We start from the raw sequence: 22,587 nt of genomic DNA, 5'->3' as shown, positions 1-22,587 counted from the left end.
TAATCATGGATTATCTAATCAGTATTCCTGACTGATGATCGTTCGATAGTTATAGCAGATGATGTCATCGTGGGAATTGTTCCTCCCAGGCGATACCACTCAGGTGCAGGTAAGCATAATGTCACCTGATATAGCGGCATCCAGCGGCCACGATTACTGTAGGGCGATAAATTGGCCATTTCACGTAATGATCTGGCTGGGTGACAGGTTCCGACGCTAAGTTCCAAGCTATGAGCATTATCGATAGTTTTATCCCCAGATGCAGCAGAACTTACTGGGTTAAAATGTAATGTTTCTATAGTTATCGCCAGATCTCTAGCAGATACACCTGAACCGGATAGCATGTGGTTCGCTAAACTTGCTAACTCATTAACGTTATTTTGTGTTAATAGAGTGCTGTTATCATATAATCTCTCTCGTTCCCGTACGATTCCAGCAATTGAATATGAAATACGATCTAATTTACCGACAGTTGACTGGTATTGTGTTATTGAAATCAATAATTTAATAAGTAGTGCAATAATTGAAACAACAAGTATAAACTCGATAATAATCTGACCGTTATTGTTCTTTATAAAAGTATTATAATTATTTTTCCTGTACAAAGATCACCTCACGCCGCAGTAAAGTATCAGTAAAAATAGAATTAAAAGGAAGAAATACAGGTTGGTAAGTATAATTCACTGTATAACGAGCCAATATTTCATTGTTGTATATTGTATTTATTCTATTAACGGATGCATTTGAATCGGAGTTAATTATTCCTGTGATACTGTTACTGAAATTAATATCGATAACGGCAGAGTTATTGTTTGTTATAAATGAACAAAACACCCCCTGTTGAGATATTAACTTTTCCTGGAATGCCTCTTGATAAGTTGTGTTATCATCTTTCTCTTTATTTTTAGCCGACTTGGCAGCTTCTGAAACGGCCAGATCCAGACTGGCAGAGATATATAGCAAACGTGCTATTTCCGCGCAAGATAGTAAGGTAAATAAGAATAAAATGATTACAATTGAAAACTCAATGTGAATAGCCCCTCTATTTGAACGAATAAAATATAATTTCACTCTACTCATCATAGTCCCTTGTTGGTAGTTTCTGCTGACTAAGATTATCTACCTGACTTAGTGCTAATATTAACTCATCTGGATCTTTTGCCATTTTTTCCGCAATAATAATCTTTTTAGCATACTGTTTATCACCTAATTGAATTAGCGAAAAAACCAGATTATGCAACATCAAAGGATTTCGCTTTCCCGCCAGATAGTCTGGCAATAGTATTCTTATAGCATCGCTATAGCGGTCATCAAACATTGCAGCAACAGCGAGATTATTCATTGCTATTTCATCGGGTATAAACAAGGCTCGTGACTTTTCAAAAGCTGTTTCAGAATTACTAATTTCACCACTATTAGCGAATACAATACCGATTAAATTATATGCTTCAGCATTATTTGGTGAGATAGCCAATAACTTATTAATAACTGCTGCTGCACCTATATTGTCATCTTTATTAATCAAGTTTTTCGCCTGCAATATATATATTGATTCATCGTCTTTGTGCGCGATTGGCTGCAAATAATACAAAGATGATTTAGTGTCACCCGTAAGATAGTAGGCGTTAGCCAGTTTTAGCCTAACGGCATCATCTTCTTTTTGCTTCAATTTATCCCGATATAAGGTAATTAAACCTGCATGATTATTCGCCTTTAGTAAAATACTTTCACGATAATAAAAATCCTTGTTACCAATTCTACTATTCCAAGAACAACCGCTGATAACGAAAATAAAAATTAAAACAGTAATATTTGCATTAAATTGTTTGTACATACTTAAGTAACTCCAAAACACTGGGTGATATAACCAACGCAACAAAAGGGATAAGAATAAAAACGAATAAGGGCAAAGTAAGCTTTGAAGATAATTTACTATTTTTTTCCTCTGTAACTAACAACTGCATTTCTCTCATATCTTGAGATAACTTAATCAGCTGATCATAAACGGTAGAACCGAAAATAATACTGTATTGAAGTGCACTACAGAACATTTTTATCTCTGTCTCCGTAGAGTATTGCTGAAACTCCTTAATTGCATTTTCTAAGCCATTGATTTCCGCTCTCTTGGTAATCTTTAACATTATTAGACTAAGATCAGCGTTGATTAATTTGAACTTTTTAGCTGTATAACTCAATGAACTGTCAATTGTCATCCCTGATTGAACACATGCAGCTGTAATGTCAATAAAAAAAGGTAGCGATTGCAGTAAGGTTCTTATTTTTTTACTTACAATATTTCTTATTATAACTCGAGGAAAGTATATAACTACTATTAGCATAATAAAACAAAAGTAAAGTAAGGTGACAGAATTAGTGGCTATAACATCTGTTGCTATTAATATGCATGAAATTGTGAAGAGTATCATAAATAATAGCATCCTGAGATAAGTGATATTATGAATCATATAAGGTAGTTTTATAAAACAAGATAAATCATTTTCTTTTTTTGTCTTTGTTTTTTTACTCTCATGACTATCTTGTGATACATCTTTATCATTTATTTTTTTGTATATAATAGTTTTATTTGATCTTTTATTGGTTATCAGAAAAGTGCTCAGGCCAAATAGAGCTACTACCATAAATAGTATTATACTCATAGTGCTTTCCTTAGCATTGATCTTATTAAGATTATCCCAGTAGTTTCACTTGCAAGAATATAGTAAAAAATATTCCTACCTATAGGATGGTTCCACATGGATTCCATAACTGTGGGGTCCATAAAATAAAGCAAAAGAGAGAATGCAAACGGCATAATAGATATGATATTTACTGACATTCTTGTTTGAGCCGTCATAACGGCTTTTTTCTGTTCGGAGGTTTTGCTTTTCGTTATCACTTGAGAAAGACGGCTGGTGAGTTCTCTTAGTTGCCCTCCTTGTTGTAGGTTAAGTAAAATAATAGTAATCAAAAAATAGAACTCAGGAAAATTAAATCTTTGATAAGAATCATAAAAAACAGTTTCAGGAGATTCACCAACATTTAAGCGACGACAAATCAGGTTTAGCTCATTGCCTAGTGGGCCACTGACTTCTTTCCCACAACGTTCTAATATTTGATGAATGCTTGCACCGCTGCTGGCCGCCATATTTATCATCAATAGCACCTCAGGGAAGTCTCTTTTAAAAAGTGTATGATGATTCTTTCTGGCAAAGCGTATTTGGTAAGCGAGGATGCTGAGTAAAATGAAGGCCAGTACGGCAATAATATTTATGTTGAACCAGATATTATTTGCTATATAAACACATATGGCATAAATTATAGATATGACTATATGTTTTTTGTTTTTATTTATGGTTAGAAAATAACTTACCCATTCATTAAATATTTTTTTTGTAGTATATGTAAGAAATAAATCGTAGTTAATCTGTCTTTTTTTTGTTGTATTAATGGATTTTTTAATTTTTATCCATTTCATATTGATGAGTAAAAGTAGTAGTAGCCCGGATGAAAGTATTATGTAATAAATCATTATTTTACCACAGAAAAAATGCTATTTAATTCAGTTGATAAACCGTATATATCAGAGTTTACCCTGACTGATGAACGATTAAATAAACCGTGATTAATAAAGTCACCCTGAATTTTCCCTTTCTCATCACGTTGTTTTGATGGTTCAAATGAGAATATGTCTTGTAGTACCACATTCTCACCTTCCATTCCCATAATTTCGCTGATATAGCGTACTTTACGAGAGCCATCACTCATACGAGAAACTTGTACAATCAGATTAATCGCAGATGCAATATTGCGGCGAATGGTAAATAAAGGCATGTTTACTTGGCCCATCATAATCATACTTTCAAGTCGAGCAATTGCGTCACGGGGGGAATTAGCATGTAGGGTTGACATTGAGCCATTATGGCCGGTATTCATGGCCTGTAACATTTCAAATGTTTCCTCACCCCGGCACTCACCAATAATGATCCTATCGGGGCGCATTCGCAGTGAGTTTATCACTAGGTCACGCATAGTAATTTGCCCAGTATTTTCCAATCCAGCTAATCGTGTCTCCATTCTAACAACATGTGGTTGCTCCAGATTTAATTCTGCGGCATCTTCCAGAGTAATCACTCTTTCGGTTTCAGAGATATATTTTGATAAGGCATTTAATAGCGTTGTTTTTCCTGACCCAGTACCACCAGAAATAATAATGTTGACTCGGCAGCAGGCGGCAATGATTAAAAAATTAGCCATATCGCTACTCATTGCTCCCATATCAACCAGATCTTCTAGCTTTCGTTTGTTAGTACTGAACTTTCGGATAGAAAGTACTGTACCGTCTAAAGTTATGGGGCTAATTACAACATTGATTCGACTACCGTCAATTAAACGTGCATCTGCTAGCGGCCTACCTTCATCAATACGGCGATTGACTCTTTGCATTAGGCGTTTGGCAATATCTGTCAATTGACTATTATTGATAAAACGATGTTTAGTTAATGTCAGTAACCCATAGCGTTCAACAAATATTTTTTCAGGGCCATTAACCATAATGTCACTAATGGAATCATCTTCCATTAGTTCTCTTAATGGGCCAAAACCAGTGATTTCATCAGCTATCATTGAAATAATATATTTCTGATCCTGAGTAGTTAACTTATATTCGTTATCATTGAATAAAGAGTAATATGTTTGTGACAACAGACTGATGAGTTTTACATAATCATCAACTAAGTCTTCAACCTTATCTATATCAATATTGGCGAGCATTTTCTCTCGAATGTTTTCCTGTATAGCTAATGATACTTTCATATTTTACCTCTTGTCTTTATGATTTTACTAATCCATGACCCCCTATTATGGGATAAATCAGCACTGATACCTAAGGTATGCTTGGCTAACTCGATGATTATAGTTTTCTTTCGGCCAAAATAATTTTGGTCACTTAATGATTCTTTTGTTTTATGCATGTAAGGGATGCGTATATTTATCTTACGCCCCAGCAATGAGGGAATATCTGAAGTATCCAGCATATCTCTTGTTATCGGCCTGCTTTCATTTAGACAAACTAATAACCTGGTAGCTTGTCTATTATCTCGCTTAAAACGGTCATATATGTCAATGAAGTTTTTGGCGACACGTACTGACATCATACTATTGTCAAGTAATAATATAATACAATTAGAATACTCAATATAATCAGTGAGTCTTTCTTTTGATGTGTTGTGGATAGGTTGATCAAATACAATAAAGTTATGTTTATTATTTATATTTACATCAATATTATTTATTTCTTTCTCTTTACAGAACATGATAAAAAAATTCTTTTGTAATTCGGTTATATCTGTAACCATTTTTTTTTCTGTGACAAGGTCAAGATCCTGAGAACCTTGATTACCTTGTAATAACAGTGTTGGTAATTGTTTGATCTGAGTTACTGTGCTGGCTAGATGATAGCTAAGCAACGTGGTCCCAATACCTCCTTTGCAGCCCAATATACTGATGAAGAATGCTTTTCTCTCTGACTCTATATTAATACCTTTAAGTAAGTGTTGTGTCAGTTCAGAGAGTTGTGATTGTATATTTAAGTATAATATTCCGCGGTGAATAAATTGTTGAGCTATGCTAATTGAGTCAATATCTCCGATTAGGATACACCAACAATTCCGAGGTACATGACTTTTTATTACGTTCAATGTACTTATGATTTCATCATTACTTCCAATGTCAATAATAGCTCCGATGATTTGATCAGATAAGTTTATCTTTGACATGGTGAAGATATTTTCTTCAATTACTTTGATATCATTAATATCTGCCAGACGCACTTTCTCCGAGGTATCATTAGATAACCATTTTCTGTCGGAAATTATAGCAATAGTATTTTTTGTTTTATTGTCTTTTTTATTTATTATATCTTTGTTGAGAATTAATTGCATATGTCACCATATAAATATATTATCTGTTTTAATTATGCTGTTTTGAATTTATTTCATTTTTATTTATAGCACACCCCACTTCGTTATTTCTCTCAGTGCGATAATCAATGAGTTGATATCTGCAATGTATTTCTTTTTTCTTCTGAGGTTTTTCTTTATATGTCAAACTATTTTTTGAATCTTGTGTTTTTAAAAGGTAGGCACGATCTTTATTATTAGGTTCGATAATGAGTGTGGCATGGCAAAAAGTAGATATAAAAAATAGATTTACTAACCAGAGAGTTAATAACTTCATTTGATAAAACCTCCTTTACGCAAGAATTCTTTTGCAACCTTCTTTCTTTTTACTTCAATAATTCGGGTAAAATTAAACAAACGCTCTAACGTTGAAGTGTTCATGAAGTCAGGTAATTCTACTTCTGTTCCAGCTAGCGGTTTTACCAGGCTGACCGTTGCTACCACTACCAACTCAGTTTGTTTGTTCTCAGTTTGTGCATTACGAAAAAATGCACCCAGAATTGGAATGTCACCAATAAATGGGATTTTTTTAAGCGACTCTCTTTCCGATTTAGTGATCAAACCACCAAGAATAAAACTCTCACCATCAGCCAATTCTAATGTAGTCGCTGCTTTACGTGTTTCCAGTGTTGGATAGGCATTTCCCCCTTCAACATTAAATCGCTTACCTATATTACTGACTTCTTCATCTACTTTAATTCGTATTTTACTATGCTCATTGACTTTGGCAGAAATACTCAGTTTGATACCGTAGGGCTTATATTTAATAATAGTACTATTCTGTGTCGTATTATATAAAGGTATTTCACCACCGACTAAGAATGAGGCACTTTCACCGGATAAGACTGATAGATTAGGTTCTGCTAAAACACGGGCAATAGAGTCATCATTAATTGCATGAACTAGTGTACTAATCCCTGAGGCATTAAACTTTAAAAACTGAAAGGAGCCAACAGACTCTCCTATGCTGCTCCAATCTATTCCGATATTTTCACTAAAATCTTTGGTAACCTCTGCTATGGTTAATTTTACATTGACTTGATTAGGTCGAGGTAATTTAATCTTATTAATGATGCCTAAATAGTTATGATTGTTAAGATATTGGTCTTTATGTTTTATCTCTCTTCTATTGTTTACTGCTTCCCCAACCATACTGGCAATAGTATCTTTAGCCTCTTCTGATTCTGCTTGCCCGGTTAGAATGTAGCTGTCACCTATTTTATTTATTTCTATGTTACTATCAGGATATTCTACTTTTATTCTTTGGTACACAAGATTGATGATGTTATTTACCAGAACCACTGTTTTTATCATCGGTTGATTGTTTCTATTGAACAAAATAAATTCAGCTATCCCTTCCTGTTTAGCGTAAACGATTACACTATTCTTACCAACCAGTTCATAATCTGCAATGGCTGCGGCGGAGACAAAAACAGTGTCAATCTCTTCGGGTGTCTTTAGAATATAAGATTCACCAGCGGATAAATAGACAGGTTTGGCATGGCAGTGATTAACTGTAACCTGCATAACTATAATTATAAGTGAAAAGAATAGGACATTCCATTTGGTATATCCTGTCCAGAGTATTATCATCCTCTTAGCTCTCTTGTTGTACGTAGTTTGGGTATAACATCATATAAATTTATAATTTTGTTTTTTTCGTCGTTCGAACTTGGTGTCAGAAAGGTATCACCGGACTTTTCTGTTATATGTATGATGTCAAGTTCATCTCTTTTAACTATGACTTCGATAAAACCAGTTAATAACTCTCCGGTCTTTTGGTTTTTTTTGTTTTTTTCTGATAATTCATCTTCTAAATATTTTTTTATTCTTACAATTCTCATTGCGGGAATTATTTTATTTAACGAGTATATTTGATTTTTTCTATCGTTTATGTCCTTGGTATTGATTGATATACCATTGTCCATTCCACTCTTTTTATCTGTTTCAAGTAGCCTCAATTGAAATGCAAGTACATCACCGACCTGTAATGTATCTAATAAGTATTCATTATGCTGTTTGATATTAAATTTATAAATAACATCACCTTTACTTAAATTCAGACGAAGAAACTCATCACTATCGGGTGAGACCAGGAGATCTTTTGTTATATAAGATCCAGCCAGAAGATTACTTTTCAATAAATTATTATTAATATTGGTGCTGTTTGATATATCACTTCTTATTAGTGTGCTTGACTCAGGTACGATGATTGTTTTTAAACTATAGTCATCTTGGGTCAGTAGTGTTCCAGAGGCAATATCATGGGTTGATTGTGCCAGCACGATGCTGACTTCCTTTTCTTTTTTCATATCGACAAAACCATTGGGAATATCTTTATCATCTCCGATATTTATCAGAATTCCGGTAGCTCCTATTGCGACAATCAAAAGTGAAAATAACAGGAGAAACTTACGATTCATTAAAATAACCTTTATGCTATTACTTTTATGGTGACTTTTTTAAGTGATTTTTACTAACAAAAATCCCAAGCTGATCGCAACAGCATAGGGGACACCTCTCTGTTGAATATCTTTTTTGTTAACAAACAGGCCTATTATCATCACTGCGCCACCCATAATTGCGGTATAGAGAATGAAATCCAGTGATTGTGTGGCAGTTAGTGCCAATAATAATACGGTGATTAACTTTACATCGCCGCCTCCAATAAGTTTTAAATGAAAAATAATATAGCCGATCAGTAACGAAAATAGTGGAATTATGACGTTAACAGTATTGTTAACTGCAAATCCCAGACCGATGCTGTTGAGTGCAATCGTAATAATAATTCCATTGCTGATAACCCTATAGCGAATGTCGGTATAACATATTAAAAGAAATTGAAATACTAACAATGTGGTTAGTAGTATTTTAAGGATGTCCAATTTGAAATCCTGATAGTCTATCTTAATTATGGCAACTTAATGTTGCCATAATTATTATTTAAGTTTACGCTCCAGTTACGGATTTTTTAGCCGCGGCTACTAGTTCAGTTACAAGGCCATTTAATGGTGATTGAACTGACGCAACAAGAATACCTGCTAACGCGATGACCATTACATATTCAATAACTGAACCTCGATTATCTTTCAGGAATTCTTGGGTTTTAAGTTGTACAGTTACATAACCTTTAGTCATCTTGTTCATCATAATAGAGTTTCCTTTTCAATGATTATTGGGAGTTGTTCCCATTTTTATTAAGATATTTAGTCTTTATATTGCTACTTTCCGAATTGAATTATTAACTCATCGCCTCGTTCGTAGTGGTAGCTATTAAACCGTTTATCAGGTAGGAAATCCTTTTTTCGTTATCATTTAGTCTTTTTAAATTACTCTCAGCTTAATTTTAGTATTAAGACTACGGGGTATCACCGTTTAATAATATTATAATGATCAATGCTGAGAGGAATGAGAGCCAACAGAATGAGAAAAATGCTAATAAAGAAATCAATTTCTTCCAGCGATAGCTTTGCAGAAAGCTTTGCCTAACTACCCGCTTTGACACCGGTATAACTGTGCTATTGAAGGGGGCGGTTGCTACACCAACCTGATGCATATCTGGTTCCATAGTTTTTTGCTCTTTACTGTGCTGCTGTATTTCAGGTTGTTGGTTAATAGTCACTTGAGTGACTGAACCGGTATAGCGCACACCCTTGCGTGGAATGGTATGAATAAGTGACTCTTTCAGCCCCACCTGCACAAAGGCCTTACGCAACATATACAATTGCCCATAATAGCTACTTTCACTGATGGCTCCGCGCTGCTCTTTCCAGACCTGATTGATAATTTGTTCTTTTTCCGTCACACCATTAAGCAACAACTGTAAAAATCTAAGATTATTTTCAGTTAATATTGCAATTGAACCGTTAGGACCATTTAAACAACGTTGTGCGGGAGAGAATAGCACCGTTCCTTCTAATTTAAACACAATCTCATTTATCTCCATATTGGTGGCTACCTGTCTTGTATAATGTGTCTGTTTATTCTTAAATTGTTTTAAATTTTTCTGCTATGATTAAACCCTGTTTATATCACATGATGTTTTAGGTTTTGACCTTGCTAGTGCTTAATGTAAATTCTTTGCTATGAAATGATAGTTGTAAGATTATTAAGATTTACGTGTTTTGTCTTTATTTGATCCCTTAATCTTCGTTAAAGGTTATTCGTGACTATTTTTGCATTTAGCAATTATTCTTAACAAGCGGTTATTTGTTTTTGTTGTAGTATTGTTTATTACTTTTCATTATTAGCCCTTACGTTCAATGTATGCTTAATTAACTTTAAAAATATTAAATTCATTCTTTAGGTTCACATTCTTCTGTTTTTATTCATTGTTTTTTATATTTATGTGTTTGTCTTGTTAAATATGATATTTACTTTATTGCAAATAGTGGGCAATAAACAACAGGTTAGCAGTGCAGAGTTTATCAACTTACATTATAGATATTCTGTTAATCGATATGCTTTGAGAACGAGTGACGGTCTGTGTTCCAGGTAAGTACTGAGTTAACCGTAAGATTCTTAATCGCTAAAGGGGATGGCTTGGGGGGATATATTGTATAACGCTGGGTTTATTTGCTCAGCAGCCCAATATGCCCTGGTGCAAAAATGTAGGGGATAGGGGCATTTCGTTTGAGTTATCACGGTATGCTACTGCTTGGCGTGAGTGAGGCGGCGGTACATTGGGTTAACTTAACCTTGGGTACATTAAGAAATTATGAGATTCTAATAAGAAAGCCCTCAATCAAGTCAGTCAGGAAAACAGGCCAGAGTGATGTTGCTGAGGTTTACCGTTGCTAAGCCTCTTTTTTATGCAGCAACATATATCCCGCTGGGCTAACTAATATTGAAAGTAGCGACACGCTGGACATCCCGCCGATCATCGGCGCAGCAATACGTTGGTAACCCTTAAAAGTGCGAACATCTGCTGTATCGTTCAGCTTTATACTGCGGTTTGGCCAGATGTCGCTATAAACGCTGGCATGTTTTTACCTGAATAAAAAATAGTGTTAAATGACCAGCTAACGAGTATAGGGCCATCTCTCTGTTTTTAGAGTGGTTTCGTGGGGTTGCGCAGGAGTCAATAAGGGTTAGTTCGCTGAGTTTACTTGATTAATTTTAAAGGTAAGTCTTGAAACAAGCCGAATTGAGGCGAGAATTTACTTTTCTTTAATTTATCATTTGCACGTTACTGGGTTAAAACCCGCGCCAGCCCAATAAACTGGCGCGGTAGTGATATTAAACCACAGGGTACTTACCAGGAGTAGCTGACTGTGGCGGTAGCGACACGGCCACTGCCGTAGAAGCAAGCCGCTGTCTGGGCGCAACTGGCAACATATTCCTTGCTGAATAGGTTGTTGACGTTAACCTGTAAGCTGGTGCCTTGCAGTGAAGGCAATGCCTGGCCGAGTTCATAGCGCATCATCCAGTCATACAGCGTAACCGCCGGGACTTTAAAACTGTTCTTCGCATCCCCCCAACTGGTACCGATATAACGGACACCAATACCGGTGGATAAGCCATCGACCACACCTTTATCAAAGGTATACATACCCCACAGCGAAGCCGAATGGTTTGGTGTCCGCGCGGGCATTTTACCCCGTTCAGTTGCTGTTTTGGTTTCGCGTACTTTACCAATAGTGTAGGTATAAGCGGCAATCAGGTTGATATTATCGTTAATCTCACTGTTTAATTGGCTTTCGATACCCTGAGATTGTATTTCCCCGATTGGCACGTTATAGGCCAGAATCTGATCATATTGGCTGATATTTTTCTGGCGCAAATCATACAGCGCAGTGGTCAGCAAGGTGCTGCTTCCCGGCGGCTGATATTTGATGCCGATCTCCACCTGACGGGCCGTTACTGGGTCCAGTGCGCCGGTTCCGGGTGCGCCTTTGGCCGTGCTTGGCTCAAATGAGGTGCTATAGCTGACATAAGGCGAGATGCCAGAATCAAAAGCATACAATATGCCACCGCGCCCTGTGAAAGCGTGATCGTCTTGTTGATCCTGCATGGCGTTTTTGCGGCTCAGGGTTTTCAACTGTGACCAGTCGTAACGGCCGGATAACAGGAGGTTCCACCTATCCAGTTCGATCTGATCTTGTAAATAGACACCCACCTGATCAAGTTTGGTCAGATCATTACTGTTAAGTGATAAATCACTTTCCCGAATGTTCAGGCCATAAACCGGTGACACCCAATCCAGATTATATTTATTTTGCACGGTACCCATATAGAACTGACTGTCGATACGGCTGCGTTTGTAATCCAACCCGGTCAGCACGGTATGGTTCAGTTGACCGGTCCAGAAATCGGCTTGTAGCTGATTATCAACGGCGAATTCAGCCGTTGTTTGGCGCTCGATTTGTGGGCGGCGGGTCATGGTACGGTTATCAGCCAGTAAATTCATAAACACCAGATAGCTATAATCTTGTTTGTTGTAGCTGTAGCGCAGGTTCTGGCGGAATTTAAAGGTGTCATTGATGTAATGCTCGAGCGCATAACCGACCGAGGTCTGCTCGCGCTCTGAGTGGTCAAATGACGGATCACTGACGTTAAAATCGTATGGAATATAACCATAAGCAGTACCAAATACGGTACCGGTGGCCGGCAGAAAATTACGTGAACCTGCTTGCGGTTCTTTCTGGTAGCTGGTCAGTAAGGTGAACGTGGTGTCTTCATTGGGAATAAAGGTCAATGCCGGTGCAATAGCAAAACGTTCCTGTTTGAAGCTATTAACGGCGTCATCTTGTGTTCTGCCTAGTCCGTTCAGGCGATAAAGGACTTTACCTTCATCATCCAGCACGCCACCAAAATCAAAAGCAGCAGCTGCCAGGCTATTGTTACCGGCACTTACCTGCACCTTATGAATGCTTTCTGCTGTTGGGCGTTTACTGATCATATTGATCAGGCCGCCGGGATTTACCTGCCCATATAATACCGACGCTGGACCACGAACTACTTCAACCCGCTCCAACAACCAAGGGTCAATTTGGCCGCCGCGCCGCGCCCCGCCCAGAGAATTATAGCTTAGGCCATCAAGAAAACGGGGGGCATAGCCAAAGCCACGAATGATCACTTCATCATTCATATTGGAGCCGCCGCGATACTCCGGTACCACGCCTGCGGTATAGCGCAGCGCTTGTGCCACCGAGGTTGCGGCTTGATCTTGTATTTGCTGGCGGGTGATGACTGAAATTGATTGTGGCGTTCGAATCAGTGGCGTATCTGTTTTGCTGCCAGTGGAACTGTTTTTGGCGACGAAGCCTTCATCTTGCTGCCCGTTATCAGGCTTCGCGACAACGACTAATTTGTCTTCTTTCGCCGCATGAGTCTCTTTAGCTGTGGTGGCAGCAGAGGCAGGCAGTACCGGTATTAATATCAGTGTGGAGGTCAATAATAAGGTCTTTGAGGCTGTGGTGCGGAATGGCAATTTCCTTGGCAAGGTATTGCCAGAAATATCAAACATGATTTATCCCTACCTGAGAACACAGTAATGAAAAATATCGGAACTTGATAAAGGCAAGTTCTTGATGCCACCCGGACTTAGTGTTTGCCACGGTATGGCTTATTGAACTATTTGTACGTTAATTGTTTGTGCGCGAAACATGTTATTGCAAACAGTAATACTTCTCAATACTATTCGCTTTCGTGTATTAATTTTAAATACATGGAGTTTTTGTATCGGGCTGCCATCAGTGATAAACAGGCTGTTATGGTCAGTCGTTCGTTGGCCTGAGTGATAAAATGAAGGGGCTGAAGTGACAGTTGCGAGTGAATATCCAGATAGCCGGCGTTTGTTACAAGACCCATCGGCGGGCCATGAACAATGGTGGCAGCAAATAGCACAATGGGGAACACCGCTAATGGAGCCAATGGGTACTGGCAAAGTAAAGCTGACATTTCTATGGCGCGACCGGCAGGGCAAAGCGCGTGACTCGGTTTATAGTCGAGTCTATATCGATGTCAACGGTGTAACGGACCATCACAGTATTAACCCTGAATCACTCCAGCGATTGGGCCAGAGTGATATCTGGTATTGGCAGACTGAGGTGGAATCTGATTTTCGCGGCAGCTACAGCTTTATTCCCGCGACAGCCGAAAACTGCTTACGGCTGCGGCCGGGTAGCCCACAAGAGCAGTATCTGGCTCAACGCAATTGGTGGATCTCGCTGATGGGGCTGGCAGAAAGCGATCCGTTGAATCACACGGCAGCTCATCATAGTTATCGCGGGATGCCGCTCTCTGCCATTCATTTAGCTGATGCTTTGCCTCAACCCGCCTGGCAGTCTGCCGACAGCGGCCAACCTCTGCCAACTGATCCCCGGCGGCTGCAACTCATTCGCTGGAATAGCCTGTTATTGGGTAATAGTCGCAATGTATGGATTTATCACACTGCGGGTACGGAGGATTTAGCTAATCGCCCGCTGGTTATTCTGTTGGATGGTCAGTATTGGGCGCAACATCAGCCGGTATTTGGTGTATTGGATAACGAAACTGCCGCCGGTAAGTTGCCCGCCAGCGTATATGTCTTAATAGATATTATTGACCAATCGCATCGCTCGGAGGAACTGCCCTGCAATCAAGATTTCTGGCAAGCACTGCAAACCGAGCTATTAGTTCAAGTATCTGATTTTCAGCCATTTACGGATCAGGCATCGCGCACGGTAGTGGCAGGGCAGAGTTTCGGTGGCCTGGCTTCCTTATATGCCGGGTTACACTGGCCGCAGCGATTTGGCTGCGTGCTGAGTCAGTCCGGATCATTCTGGTGGCCGGATGTTGATAATTTCAAGGCATTGACGGCAGGCACTGCCGAACGTCAGGGGTGGCTGACTGAACAGGTTTATCAGGGATTGGGCGCTGCGCATCCGTTGCATATCTTTATGGAGGCAGGCCGCCGAGAAGATGTAATTTATCAAGTGAATCAGGCGATGAGTCAGGCGCTACGTCACTCTGACCACCGACTTCATTACCGGGTTTATGCCGGTGGACATGATTCACTGTGCTGGCGGGGTGGATTGATTGATGGATTAGCGTGTTTGTTGGGGTGATAGATTGCTGGGAGCGGGTTATAAACCAAAACCCTGCTCCGATTTTGTTTGATCTGAAATTAAAACCGCCCCTTTGGGATCACCAACGGCGTATGCGAAACCGGATCGTCAATAATTAAACAGGGCATTCCAAACACCTGTTCCACCAGATCAGCGGTGATCACCTCTCTGGGGTGGCCTTGTGTCACTATCTTGCCATCGCGCATGGCGATGATATGAGTGGCATAACGGCAGGCATGATTAAGGTCATGTAGCACTGCCACCAGAGTATGATTATGTTGCTGATTAAGATTGCTGAATAACTCAAGTAAATCAATTTGATGGGCGATATCCAGGTAGGTCGTAGGTTCATCCAGCAGCAGCAACGGTGTCTGCTGCGCCAGCACCATTGCTATCCACACCCGCTGGCGCTGTCCACCTGATAATGCATCGACGGATCTGTTGGCCAGTTCACTGATTCCAGTGGCTTGCATTGCATGGTTCACCGCCAGTTTATCGGCTTGGGTCCATTGCTGTAATAACTTTTGGTGAGGGTAGCGGCCACGGGCAACCAGATCCAACACACTGATGCCATCCGGCGCTTGGGAGCTTTGCGGCAATAGGCCCAAGTTGCGTGCTACTTCACGGGTGTCATAGCGGGTAATGTTTTTGCCATCTAAAATTACCTGACCGGCCAGCGGTTTCATCAAACGACTTAGCGCGCGCAGCAGGGTCGATTTACCGCAGGCGTTAGGGCCGACAATCACCGTAAACTCACCATCGGGGATTGTAACACTCAGATTCTTGCTGATTATCTTGCCGTCATAGCCTAAGGTCAGCGCATCGGCTCGCAGGCGAGGCGAGTGTGTGGCGGCGGAGTTAACAATACTCATGAACGACCAGATTCCCGGATTAAAAGCCAGATAAGATACAGCCCGCCGATACTGATCGTGACCACTCCGACGGGTAACTGATTTGGTGAGAAAAGATGTTGTGCGCCAAGATCCGCTACGGTTAACAGCAATGCGCCCATCAGTGCGGAAGCTGTGAGTGTGACTGACGAGGTTCCGGTTAGCCGCCGTGCGATTTGTGGTGCTGCCAGTGCAATAAAGGATATTGGCCCAGCCGCTGCCGTCACTGCTGCGATTAGAATCACACCAACGGCCATCAGGCTCAGGCGTGTTTTCTCCACCGGAACACCCAAAGCACCGGCGGCATCATCGCCCATTTCCAACAATGGCATACGACGGCTGAGCAGTAGGGCAACCAGCGTCGCAATCATAATAAAAATCAGCGAGGGTATAGCCTTAGCCCAGGTCATGCCATTTAGCGAACCTGCACCCCAAGCGGCAGCTGTCATCGCGGCCTCCAGAGAGGCGGTGATGGTCAGCCAGGTATTGAATGCGGTTAGCATAGCACCTATCGCAATACCGACAATAATCAGTCTAAACCCTTGAATCCCCTGACGATAAGCGAGCAGATAAACGGCGATGGCTGCCAGCAATCCTCCTCCCAGGGCGCTACTGGCAATCTCAAAATAGCTGCCATTAAATAAAATGATCGCCACCAGAGCACCGGTATAAGCACCGGCATTGAAGCCGATAATATCTGGGCTACCCAGTGGGTTACGTACCAACGACTGAAATATTGCGCCACTGACTCCCAGTGCGGCACCAAATAGCAATGCTATCACTGCACGGGGGAGCCGCCATTGATTGACGATAATATTCGCCGCACCGTTCACTTGGCCAAACAATGCCGCGAGCACCTGCTGAGGGGATAGTGTCAGAGTACCAATCATTAATGCCAGCAGCGCACCTGATAAACAGGCAAGCAGGAGTAATCCACTGACAATCAGGCTGCGTGGCTGGATGCGCAAATTTATCGCGCCATTTGACCGACCCAATAGCCATGCGGTGGCCGCCGCTGGTTTCATAATGCACTCATCCTTTTGTGACTTCGAACTAACCAGATCAGTAGCGGCGCACCGATAAACGCGGTGACGATAGAAACGCGTAACTCACCCGGCACCAGAAAACGGCCAATAATGTCAGATACCAGTAATAAAATAGGTGTCAAAACCAGGGTGAAGGGCAATATCCAACATTGGTTCGGGCCGACAATCCAGCGAGCAATATGGGGAACCATCAGGCCAACAAAAGCGATAGGGCCAACCGCAGCGGTAGCGGCACCGCACAGTAGGGTTATAGTGATAACCGACCAGAATTGAGTGCGCCCAATACGGGCACCAATAGCTGCCGCTAAATCATCACCCATATGCATGGCATTGAGTGACCGAGCGAGTAACAGAGCGATCAGGCAGCCGATAAGGATAGCCGGTGCTACAGCCAACACCACGGACATATTTCTGATATCCAGTGAACCCGCTTGCCAGAAACGCATACTGTCGTAGATCTGTGGATGAGTTAGCGATATCCCTGAGGAGATCCCCATCAACACCGCGCCGATGGCGACACCGGAGAGGGTCAGGCGTAAAGGGTTTACCCGGCCACCGCCCAGTGAACCGACCCAATACACCACTAAGGTCGTGACCATTGCGCCGATAAAAGCAGAGAGCATATAACCATAAATGGCATTAACGCCGAAAACGAGGATACCGATAACCACAGCAAAGCTGGCTCCAGCATTGACACCCAGAATACCGGGGTCGGCCAGCGGGTTGCGGGTCAATGCCTGAATCACGGCACCCGATAACCCCAATGCCGCCCCCGCGAGTACACCAATCAGTGTACGGGGCAGGCGTGATTCCAGAATTAAAATGCTGTCTGCATTGCTGTGTTCACCCAGCAAGCTCTGCCAAACCACTGAAAAGGGAATCGCTTTGGCACCGAGTACCAGGCTGGCAGCCATAACAAATAACAGTACTACCACGCTGAGTAACAGTAAAAAACCACGCCTGCGCACTGTTTGAGCACCTGAAATGATTGCTGATGACGGCGATTTTATTGACGATGGATTTGAGGCGTAAGTTGCTGGCATCGTAACTCTTTTTTAATCAATACGTGTTTTTAGTGAACGCGTTTTAGTAAATGATTATCATTATTAATCCAAAGCATATTAGCACGAATTATGACGAGAATGCATCGGTAAAAATCTACCCTTATCGGAGCTAGATCATTGTTTTTATTACCAGATTGACTCTCGCTTTAACCTAAGCAGGGGGCTGGCCTGGTTTTAAGCTATAACCAGACCAACCTCACTGTGAGCCTCTAAACATCCTCTCAATCCTGGTGAGCAAATTACTCGCACTGTAATAATCCAGGCGGAAAGTATCGTAACCGGCCGCGTAGACACGGTGGTGCTCAATGGCCGGAATATGGGCTAGAAACTTATTACTTTTCAAAGCATCAACAGCCGGTTGCTGACCTGAAAACAGTAAAACAGTTTCACCATTCAACCCCTCAGCCAACTTCTCCCCGCCCAACTGAATGATATCTTTACGGTGCCCCATGCTGGTATTCCCTTTTACGGCATCCGGCACATTGGCTAGCGTGAAACCCAATTCTTGCAGCAGTTTTCCCTGTGCCGAGCTGTCAGTCCACAGGTTGGCGGTACTACCAGCGGCCTGATAAACGAAAGCAGAAACCGGCTGTGGTGGCAGAGTAATATTTTGCTTCACTTCATTCACCCGACGAGTAAATTTCGCTATCACTTGTTCAGCATCGGCCTCGTGACCGGTGGCCTGCCCCAGTAATATCGCCAGTTGCTGCCAACTTTTATCATCGTAATTTATCACCAGCGTCGGCGCGATGGCAGATAACTGTTCGTACAACTTCAGCGCGGAATCTCCCCCGGTGGCGGAAATAATAATCAAGTCAGGATTCATTCCGGCAACTGCTTCAGCATTCGGCTCCGTTTGATAAATAGGAACCAGATGCCTGGCTTGTGCGACGTCTGACCATTGCGTAAAGAACCCTTGAGCATCGGCCACCGTGGTATTAGGCATTGTGGCACCACTGGCAATGATGGGGGCGTTAATCGCCAGCAAGGTACCAGTGATAGTAATGCTTGTAGAAACAATACGTTGCGGCTGATGAGTGAGTGTGACCGGCCCTTTGGCTGTTTCAACCGTACGCGACCAGGCTGATGTATTTTCGCTCGCAGTAGAGATGCTGCTTTCTTCCGCTGGTTTACAGCCGGATAACCCTAAAATAAGGCATAGGCAGGCGAATATGGTGAGTAGGAAACATGATGTTTTATGCGAGATCGGGAGCATAACGACGTGTTCTCTTCCTAATTTAAAAATACTGAGACGTAATTTATCACGCCAAACATTAAATGGTAGTAATTATTATTTGCATTTACACTTTTTCCCACTGTTTTATGATGAAAAAAGTTACGGTTCCTGACTGCTCCGTATCCCATTGCCAGTTATGCAAAATACCCGCGGTATTCTATGAATAAAACGGATCCTCACTCACCATTTTTTTCGGATGAAGCAAGAGATGAGCAATAAAAGAAGATAAGTAGATAAGTTTTGTAGTAAATCACCTAATGATGGTTTGATATGAATTTTTGTTATTATTTTATTTTTTACGTCAAATCTAATTTAATTCTGTTATTATAATTTTTGGTAATCTCTGTTCTGTAAATAAATAGATTAATTTTTTAGCTTGTAATTCCACCCGCTAATGGGAAAGGTTATGCCGTATTTATATTCAGAATAAATACATATCTAATTGAAACTAGCGAGAGTTGTTAATCATTTATCTATCAAATAAAGTGATCGTTCATTACACTTTAATAGACTGGATCAATCAATTTATTATTATCGCTCGGTTGTGCTGATCTTTTGCTGTGGTTTTATGCTGTTTTTGCAGTTAGTCTTGGTAATTAATGACTTTTGCCATAGAGATTATCAACGATAAACACCTTGAATTATTAGGGGAATAAATTAAAAAATAAGAAGTAGGGGGATTGCCGTGAGTTTCCTAAAACATATCACCATCAGGATGGCGTTATTATTATTTCTTGTTATATTTTTGTTGTTATGGGGCGACGTCTCAATATTTACATTATTTTCACTTAATCAATTAACTCATTCTTTGCAGGTAAGCGCCAATCAACAGAAGAGTGTGAGTATTATTAATAAAGGTAATAACCAATATTTTCGTGTGGCTACTCGTTTAATCCGAGCGGCAATATATCGTCAAAATGGGGCAACGGCAGATGCTGATCGTGAACTGACTTCGACAGGTGCGGCGCTTAAAAATACCCAAGAGGATTTAGCAAGATTTAAGCTGCAATCCCATGTAGCGATAGACCCCTTACTGGCAGATAAAGCGATCCAAAGTTGGTCTGAATTATTAAGTAATAGGGGGCGAGCCTATGTTTAAGGCGGTCAAAGAAGATCGCTATGAAGATTTTCAACGTGTGTTTAACCACGACTATCCCTCCCTTAGCCGCGAGTTTGGTAGTGCAGTAGAGGGGGACAATTCCGCCGTCGATAAAGCAACCGACGCTGCCAGCTTGCGGGTCGCATTATTGGTTACATGGTGTCAGCAGGCACTACTGGCGGCATTGGTCGCAACCATGAGCAGCATTACTGAAAGCTCACGCCGTATTGCAGATATTATCGGCGTAATAAACAGTATTGCCTTTCAGACAAATATTCTGGCGTTGAATGCCGCAGTTAACGCTGCTCGAACCGGTGAGCAGGGGCGTGGTTTTGCTGTGGTTGCGAGTGAAGTACGTAATTTGGCATAACGCAGTGCGCAGGCTGCTGAGGAAATTGAAGGGCTGATCAGTGATCGGTGTTGCGGGTTGATGTTGGCTCACGACAAGTTGCTGAAGCAGGAGAAACGATGAACAGAGTGACTAATGTAACCGACATTATGGGAGAGATTGCCTCTGCTTCAGATGAACAAAGTCGTGGTATCAGCCAGATTGGTCAGGCGGTGGCAGAAATGGACGGTGTTACCCAGCAAAATGCTTCATTAGTACAAGAGTCTGCTGCTGCCGCCGCTTCGTTGGAAGAACAGGCTCGCCAACTGACAGAGGCTGTTTCTGTTTTTAATCTATCGGATAATAAGCAAGTCGCTTAATGGTGCTCTAAATCTACGATTAATTTTGAGTTATTGAGATTATTTTAATAATAAATAGAAGTATATCCTAAATGATTCGAGTTGCTGACCTCCTGCAACTCGAATCATTTTAGATATAAGTGTAATATCAAACGCGAAATATGAAAGATAGATTATAAATATATGCCATAATTCCCTAACTATAATGAATGTATATTAAGTGATTTTGTATTCAGCAGGGTTATGTTTGTCTTGTTGGGTTTATTTATATGTGTCAGTATCTTAATGTGTATTATTAATTAACAATTTTGGTTTTTTCTATAAATAGTTGAGGGGATTATGATATTTATTAATTTAAACGAAGCGCGTATTTTTGCTCATCGGTGTCAGCATCAGAATGAAATCAACAGTCAAGATGTTATTGACGGTTCTGCATTACAAAATCCGACTAAAGAAGAATTCCCCTTAGCTCAAAAAATGATAGCAGCAACTAATTCTCATATTCAACTGCGTGATCCCACGGGTATTAAAAAAGTGCTCGTTTTTGGTGATAGTCTTTCTGACTCTAAGGGCAGAATGTTAAATAAAACTTTTGGTTTACTTCCATCTGCGTCGCAATATCATCAAGGCCGATTCACCAATGGATTTACGTGGGTTGATTTTCTGACGTCACCACTATATATGAATGTTGAAGTTATCAATAAAGCTGAAGGTGGTGCTGTTTCTGCAAGCTACAGTAAATTAAATCCAACGTTCTGTTTTATGTCTAATTTGTCTAAACAAATTAAAGGGGTTAAGTTTAAAAATGATGATTTAGCTATCATATCCCTTGGTTCAAACGATTATATGACATTCCATAAACGAGATGTTGACAAAGTTATCCGTAGTCAGGAAAAAAATATTAATAGAATGATAAAAAAAGGAGCAAAAAACATAGTGGTTATGGGGATGCCTGACCCTTCAGTTACGCCGGGTGTAAAAAAGATAAAAGATAAGCAGTTCCAAAAAGATATTTCAAATATCGCTAAATCTCATAATTTTAGATTGGAATTCTTGGTTGATAGACTTAATATTGAAAATAAGGATTTAAATATATATTTTTATGATATTAATAAAGACTTGATTGATATCTTGGCTGAAGCGGAAGAGCTGGGGTATGAGAATGAAATGTCATATCACTCGGGATATATTGAATTCGGGAGGAAAAGTAAGTTGAATATTCAGCATGGTTTTTCTTTTAATGATAACTCACACCCATCACAAGAGTTGCATCATGTTTTTGCCACCAAGATAGATGATTTTATAGCTGATAAATTCAGTAAGTCAAATCTCTAACATTATTTATGTAATTGCCTGATATTGTTTTCTCTACAATATCGACAGGCAATTACGTGCAGTAACCATTTGTCTCTCTCTATCGCGCTGAATACTCTGATGCTAGTGGTAAATTGTCATTATTCACTGCCGCTTAACACAAGGGGCAATCTGAAAAGTGGTATTCAGCGTACATCGGATATCGGCTGATTAGAACAGGCGGTATTGTTATACATCTCCTGT

21 protein-coding genes and 1 pseudogene are annotated in these 22,587 nt (G+C 40.5%); 4 read left to right on the top strand and 18 right to left on the bottom strand.

Features of this window, described 5'->3' with window-relative positions:
• Positions 1 to 14: 14 nt before the first annotated feature.
• The 14 genes from tadF to AT01_RS09420 all read right to left on the bottom strand — a co-directional run bounded on the left by tadF (position 15) and on the right by AT01_RS09420 (position 13,425).
• Entirely contained in the window at positions 15 to 605 is a 591-nt protein-coding gene (gene tadF / locus AT01_RS09485) for a tight adherence pilus pseudopilin TadF (protein WP_042546976.1), read from the bottom strand.
• Positions 589 to 1,080 carry a TadE/TadG family type IV pilus assembly protein gene (locus AT01_RS09480; protein ID WP_042546975.1) on the bottom strand — a complete coding sequence of 164 codons (492 nt, stop codon included), beginning with the start codon at positions 1,078 to 1,080 and terminating at the stop codon, positions 589 to 591. Before AT01_RS09480 ends, tadF begins: the two co-directional genes overlap by 17 nt.
• Positions 1,073 to 1,834, bottom strand: a complete 762-nt coding sequence (locus AT01_RS09475; protein ID WP_042546974.1) for a tetratricopeptide repeat protein — start codon at positions 1,832 to 1,834, stop codon at positions 1,073 to 1,075. Before AT01_RS09475 ends, AT01_RS09480 begins: the two co-directional genes overlap by 8 nt.
• A complete protein-coding gene (locus AT01_RS09470) occupies positions 1,818 to 2,657 on the bottom strand; it encodes a type II secretion system F family protein (RefSeq protein ID WP_042546973.1) in 840 nt (279 codons plus the stop codon). The genes AT01_RS09475 and AT01_RS09470 overlap by 17 nt, the downstream gene beginning before the upstream one ends.
• On the bottom strand, positions 2,654 to 3,529 hold the full coding sequence (locus AT01_RS09465) for a type II secretion system F family protein (protein ID WP_042546972.1): 876 nt from the start codon (positions 3,527 to 3,529) through the stop codon (positions 2,654 to 2,656). The genes AT01_RS09470 and AT01_RS09465 overlap by 4 nt, the downstream gene beginning before the upstream one ends.
• The gene (locus tag AT01_RS09460; RefSeq protein WP_042546971.1) at positions 3,529 to 4,812 is read right to left on the bottom strand and encodes a CpaF family protein; all 1,284 of its coding nucleotides are present in this window, start codon (positions 4,810 to 4,812) and stop codon (positions 3,529 to 3,531) included. Before AT01_RS09460 ends, AT01_RS09465 begins: the two co-directional genes overlap by 1 nt.
• Complete coding sequence (locus tag AT01_RS09455) at positions 4,809 to 5,939, bottom strand: pilus assembly protein CpaE (RefSeq protein ID WP_042546970.1); 1,131 nt, start codon at positions 5,937 to 5,939, stop codon at positions 4,809 to 4,811. Before AT01_RS09455 ends, AT01_RS09460 begins: the two co-directional genes overlap by 4 nt.
• A 28-nt stretch (positions 5,940 to 5,967) precedes the next feature.
• Positions 5,968 to 6,234 carry a hypothetical protein gene (locus AT01_RS09450; RefSeq protein WP_042546969.1) on the bottom strand — a complete coding sequence of 89 codons (267 nt, stop codon included), beginning with the start codon at positions 6,232 to 6,234 and terminating at the stop codon, positions 5,968 to 5,970.
• Entirely contained in the window at positions 6,231 to 7,550 is a 1,320-nt protein-coding gene (locus tag AT01_RS09445) for a type II and III secretion system protein family protein (protein ID WP_042546968.1), read from the bottom strand. The genes AT01_RS09450 and AT01_RS09445 overlap by 4 nt, the downstream gene beginning before the upstream one ends.
• Positions 7,547 to 8,380, bottom strand: a complete 834-nt coding sequence (locus tag AT01_RS09440) for a hypothetical protein (protein ID WP_042546967.1) — start codon at positions 8,378 to 8,380, stop codon at positions 7,547 to 7,549. Before AT01_RS09440 ends, AT01_RS09445 begins: the two co-directional genes overlap by 4 nt.
• Before the next feature lie 39 nt (positions 8,381 to 8,419).
• On the bottom strand, positions 8,420 to 8,842 hold the full coding sequence (locus tag AT01_RS09435; protein WP_042546966.1) for an A24 family peptidase: 423 nt from the start codon (positions 8,840 to 8,842) through the stop codon (positions 8,420 to 8,422).
• A 64-nt stretch (positions 8,843 to 8,906) separates the two neighbouring features.
• Positions 8,907 to 9,107, bottom strand: a complete 201-nt coding sequence (locus AT01_RS09430; RefSeq protein ID WP_042546965.1) for a hypothetical protein — start codon at positions 9,105 to 9,107, stop codon at positions 8,907 to 8,909.
• A 208-nt stretch (positions 9,108 to 9,315) separates the two neighbouring features.
• Positions 9,316 to 9,903 (bottom strand): winged helix-turn-helix domain-containing protein, encoded by a 588-nt coding sequence (locus AT01_RS09425; RefSeq protein ID WP_004703055.1) that lies wholly within the window; start codon positions 9,901 to 9,903, stop codon positions 9,316 to 9,318.
• Positions 9,904 to 11,211: 1,308 nt separating this feature from the next.
• Positions 11,212 to 13,425, bottom strand: coding sequence for a TonB-dependent siderophore receptor (locus AT01_RS09420; protein ID WP_042546964.1), 2,214 nt, complete (start codon positions 13,423 to 13,425; stop codon positions 11,212 to 11,214).
• 292 nt (positions 13,426 to 13,717) lie between these two features.
• Between AT01_RS09420 and fes the strand changes: the two genes are divergently transcribed.
• Positions 13,718 to 15,007, top strand: a complete 1,290-nt coding sequence (gene fes / locus AT01_RS09415) for an enterochelin esterase (RefSeq protein WP_042546963.1) — start codon at positions 13,718 to 13,720, stop codon at positions 15,005 to 15,007.
• Between the two features lie 59 nt (positions 15,008 to 15,066).
• Here the strand turns inward: fes and AT01_RS09410 are convergent, their stop codons facing one another.
• The 4 genes from AT01_RS09410 to fepB all read right to left on the bottom strand — a co-directional run bounded on the left by AT01_RS09410 (position 15,067) and on the right by fepB (position 19,223).
• Entirely contained in the window at positions 15,067 to 15,879 is an 813-nt protein-coding gene (locus tag AT01_RS09410; protein WP_042546962.1) for an ABC transporter ATP-binding protein, read from the bottom strand.
• Positions 15,876 to 16,922: an iron-enterobactin ABC transporter permease gene (fepG, locus tag AT01_RS09405; protein WP_042546961.1), complete on the bottom strand. Its 1,047-nt coding sequence runs from the start codon at positions 16,920 to 16,922 to the stop codon at positions 15,876 to 15,878. The genes AT01_RS09410 and fepG overlap by 4 nt, the downstream gene beginning before the upstream one ends.
• Entirely contained in the window at positions 16,919 to 17,986 is a 1,068-nt protein-coding gene (fepD, locus tag AT01_RS09400) for a Fe(3+)-siderophore ABC transporter permease (RefSeq protein ID WP_042546960.1), read from the bottom strand. Before fepD ends, fepG begins: the two co-directional genes overlap by 4 nt.
• A gap of 217 nt (positions 17,987 to 18,203) precedes the next feature.
• Positions 18,204 to 19,223, bottom strand: a complete 1,020-nt coding sequence (fepB, locus tag AT01_RS09395; protein ID WP_042546959.1) for a Fe2+-enterobactin ABC transporter substrate-binding protein — start codon at positions 19,221 to 19,223, stop codon at positions 18,204 to 18,206.
• A gap of 706 nt (positions 19,224 to 19,929) precedes the next feature.
• Between fepB and AT01_RS22660 the strand changes: the two genes are divergently transcribed.
• From AT01_RS22660 to AT01_RS09385, 3 genes and pseudogenes are all read left to right on the top strand, one after another.
• Positions 19,930 to 20,343 (top strand): Tar ligand binding domain-containing protein, encoded by a 414-nt coding sequence (locus AT01_RS22660; protein ID WP_235427272.1) that lies wholly within the window; start codon positions 19,930 to 19,932, stop codon positions 20,341 to 20,343.
• A gap of 169 nt (positions 20,344 to 20,512) precedes the next feature.
• Positions 20,513 to 21,051, top strand: a pseudogene (locus AT01_RS22655) (methyl-accepting chemotaxis protein); the annotation flags it as partial.
• A 318-nt stretch (positions 21,052 to 21,369) separates the two neighbouring features.
• Entirely contained in the window at positions 21,370 to 22,365 is a 996-nt protein-coding gene (locus AT01_RS09385) for an SGNH/GDSL hydrolase family protein (RefSeq protein WP_144404932.1), read from the top strand.
• The last annotated feature ends 222 nt before the right edge of the window (positions 22,366 to 22,587 follow it).

It is taken from the genome of Yersinia aldovae 670-83, assembly GCF_000834395.1.
GTDB lineage: Bacteria > Pseudomonadota > Gammaproteobacteria > Enterobacterales > Enterobacteriaceae > Yersinia > Yersinia aldovae.
This window is presented reverse-complemented; position numbering and strand designations above follow the sequence as displayed.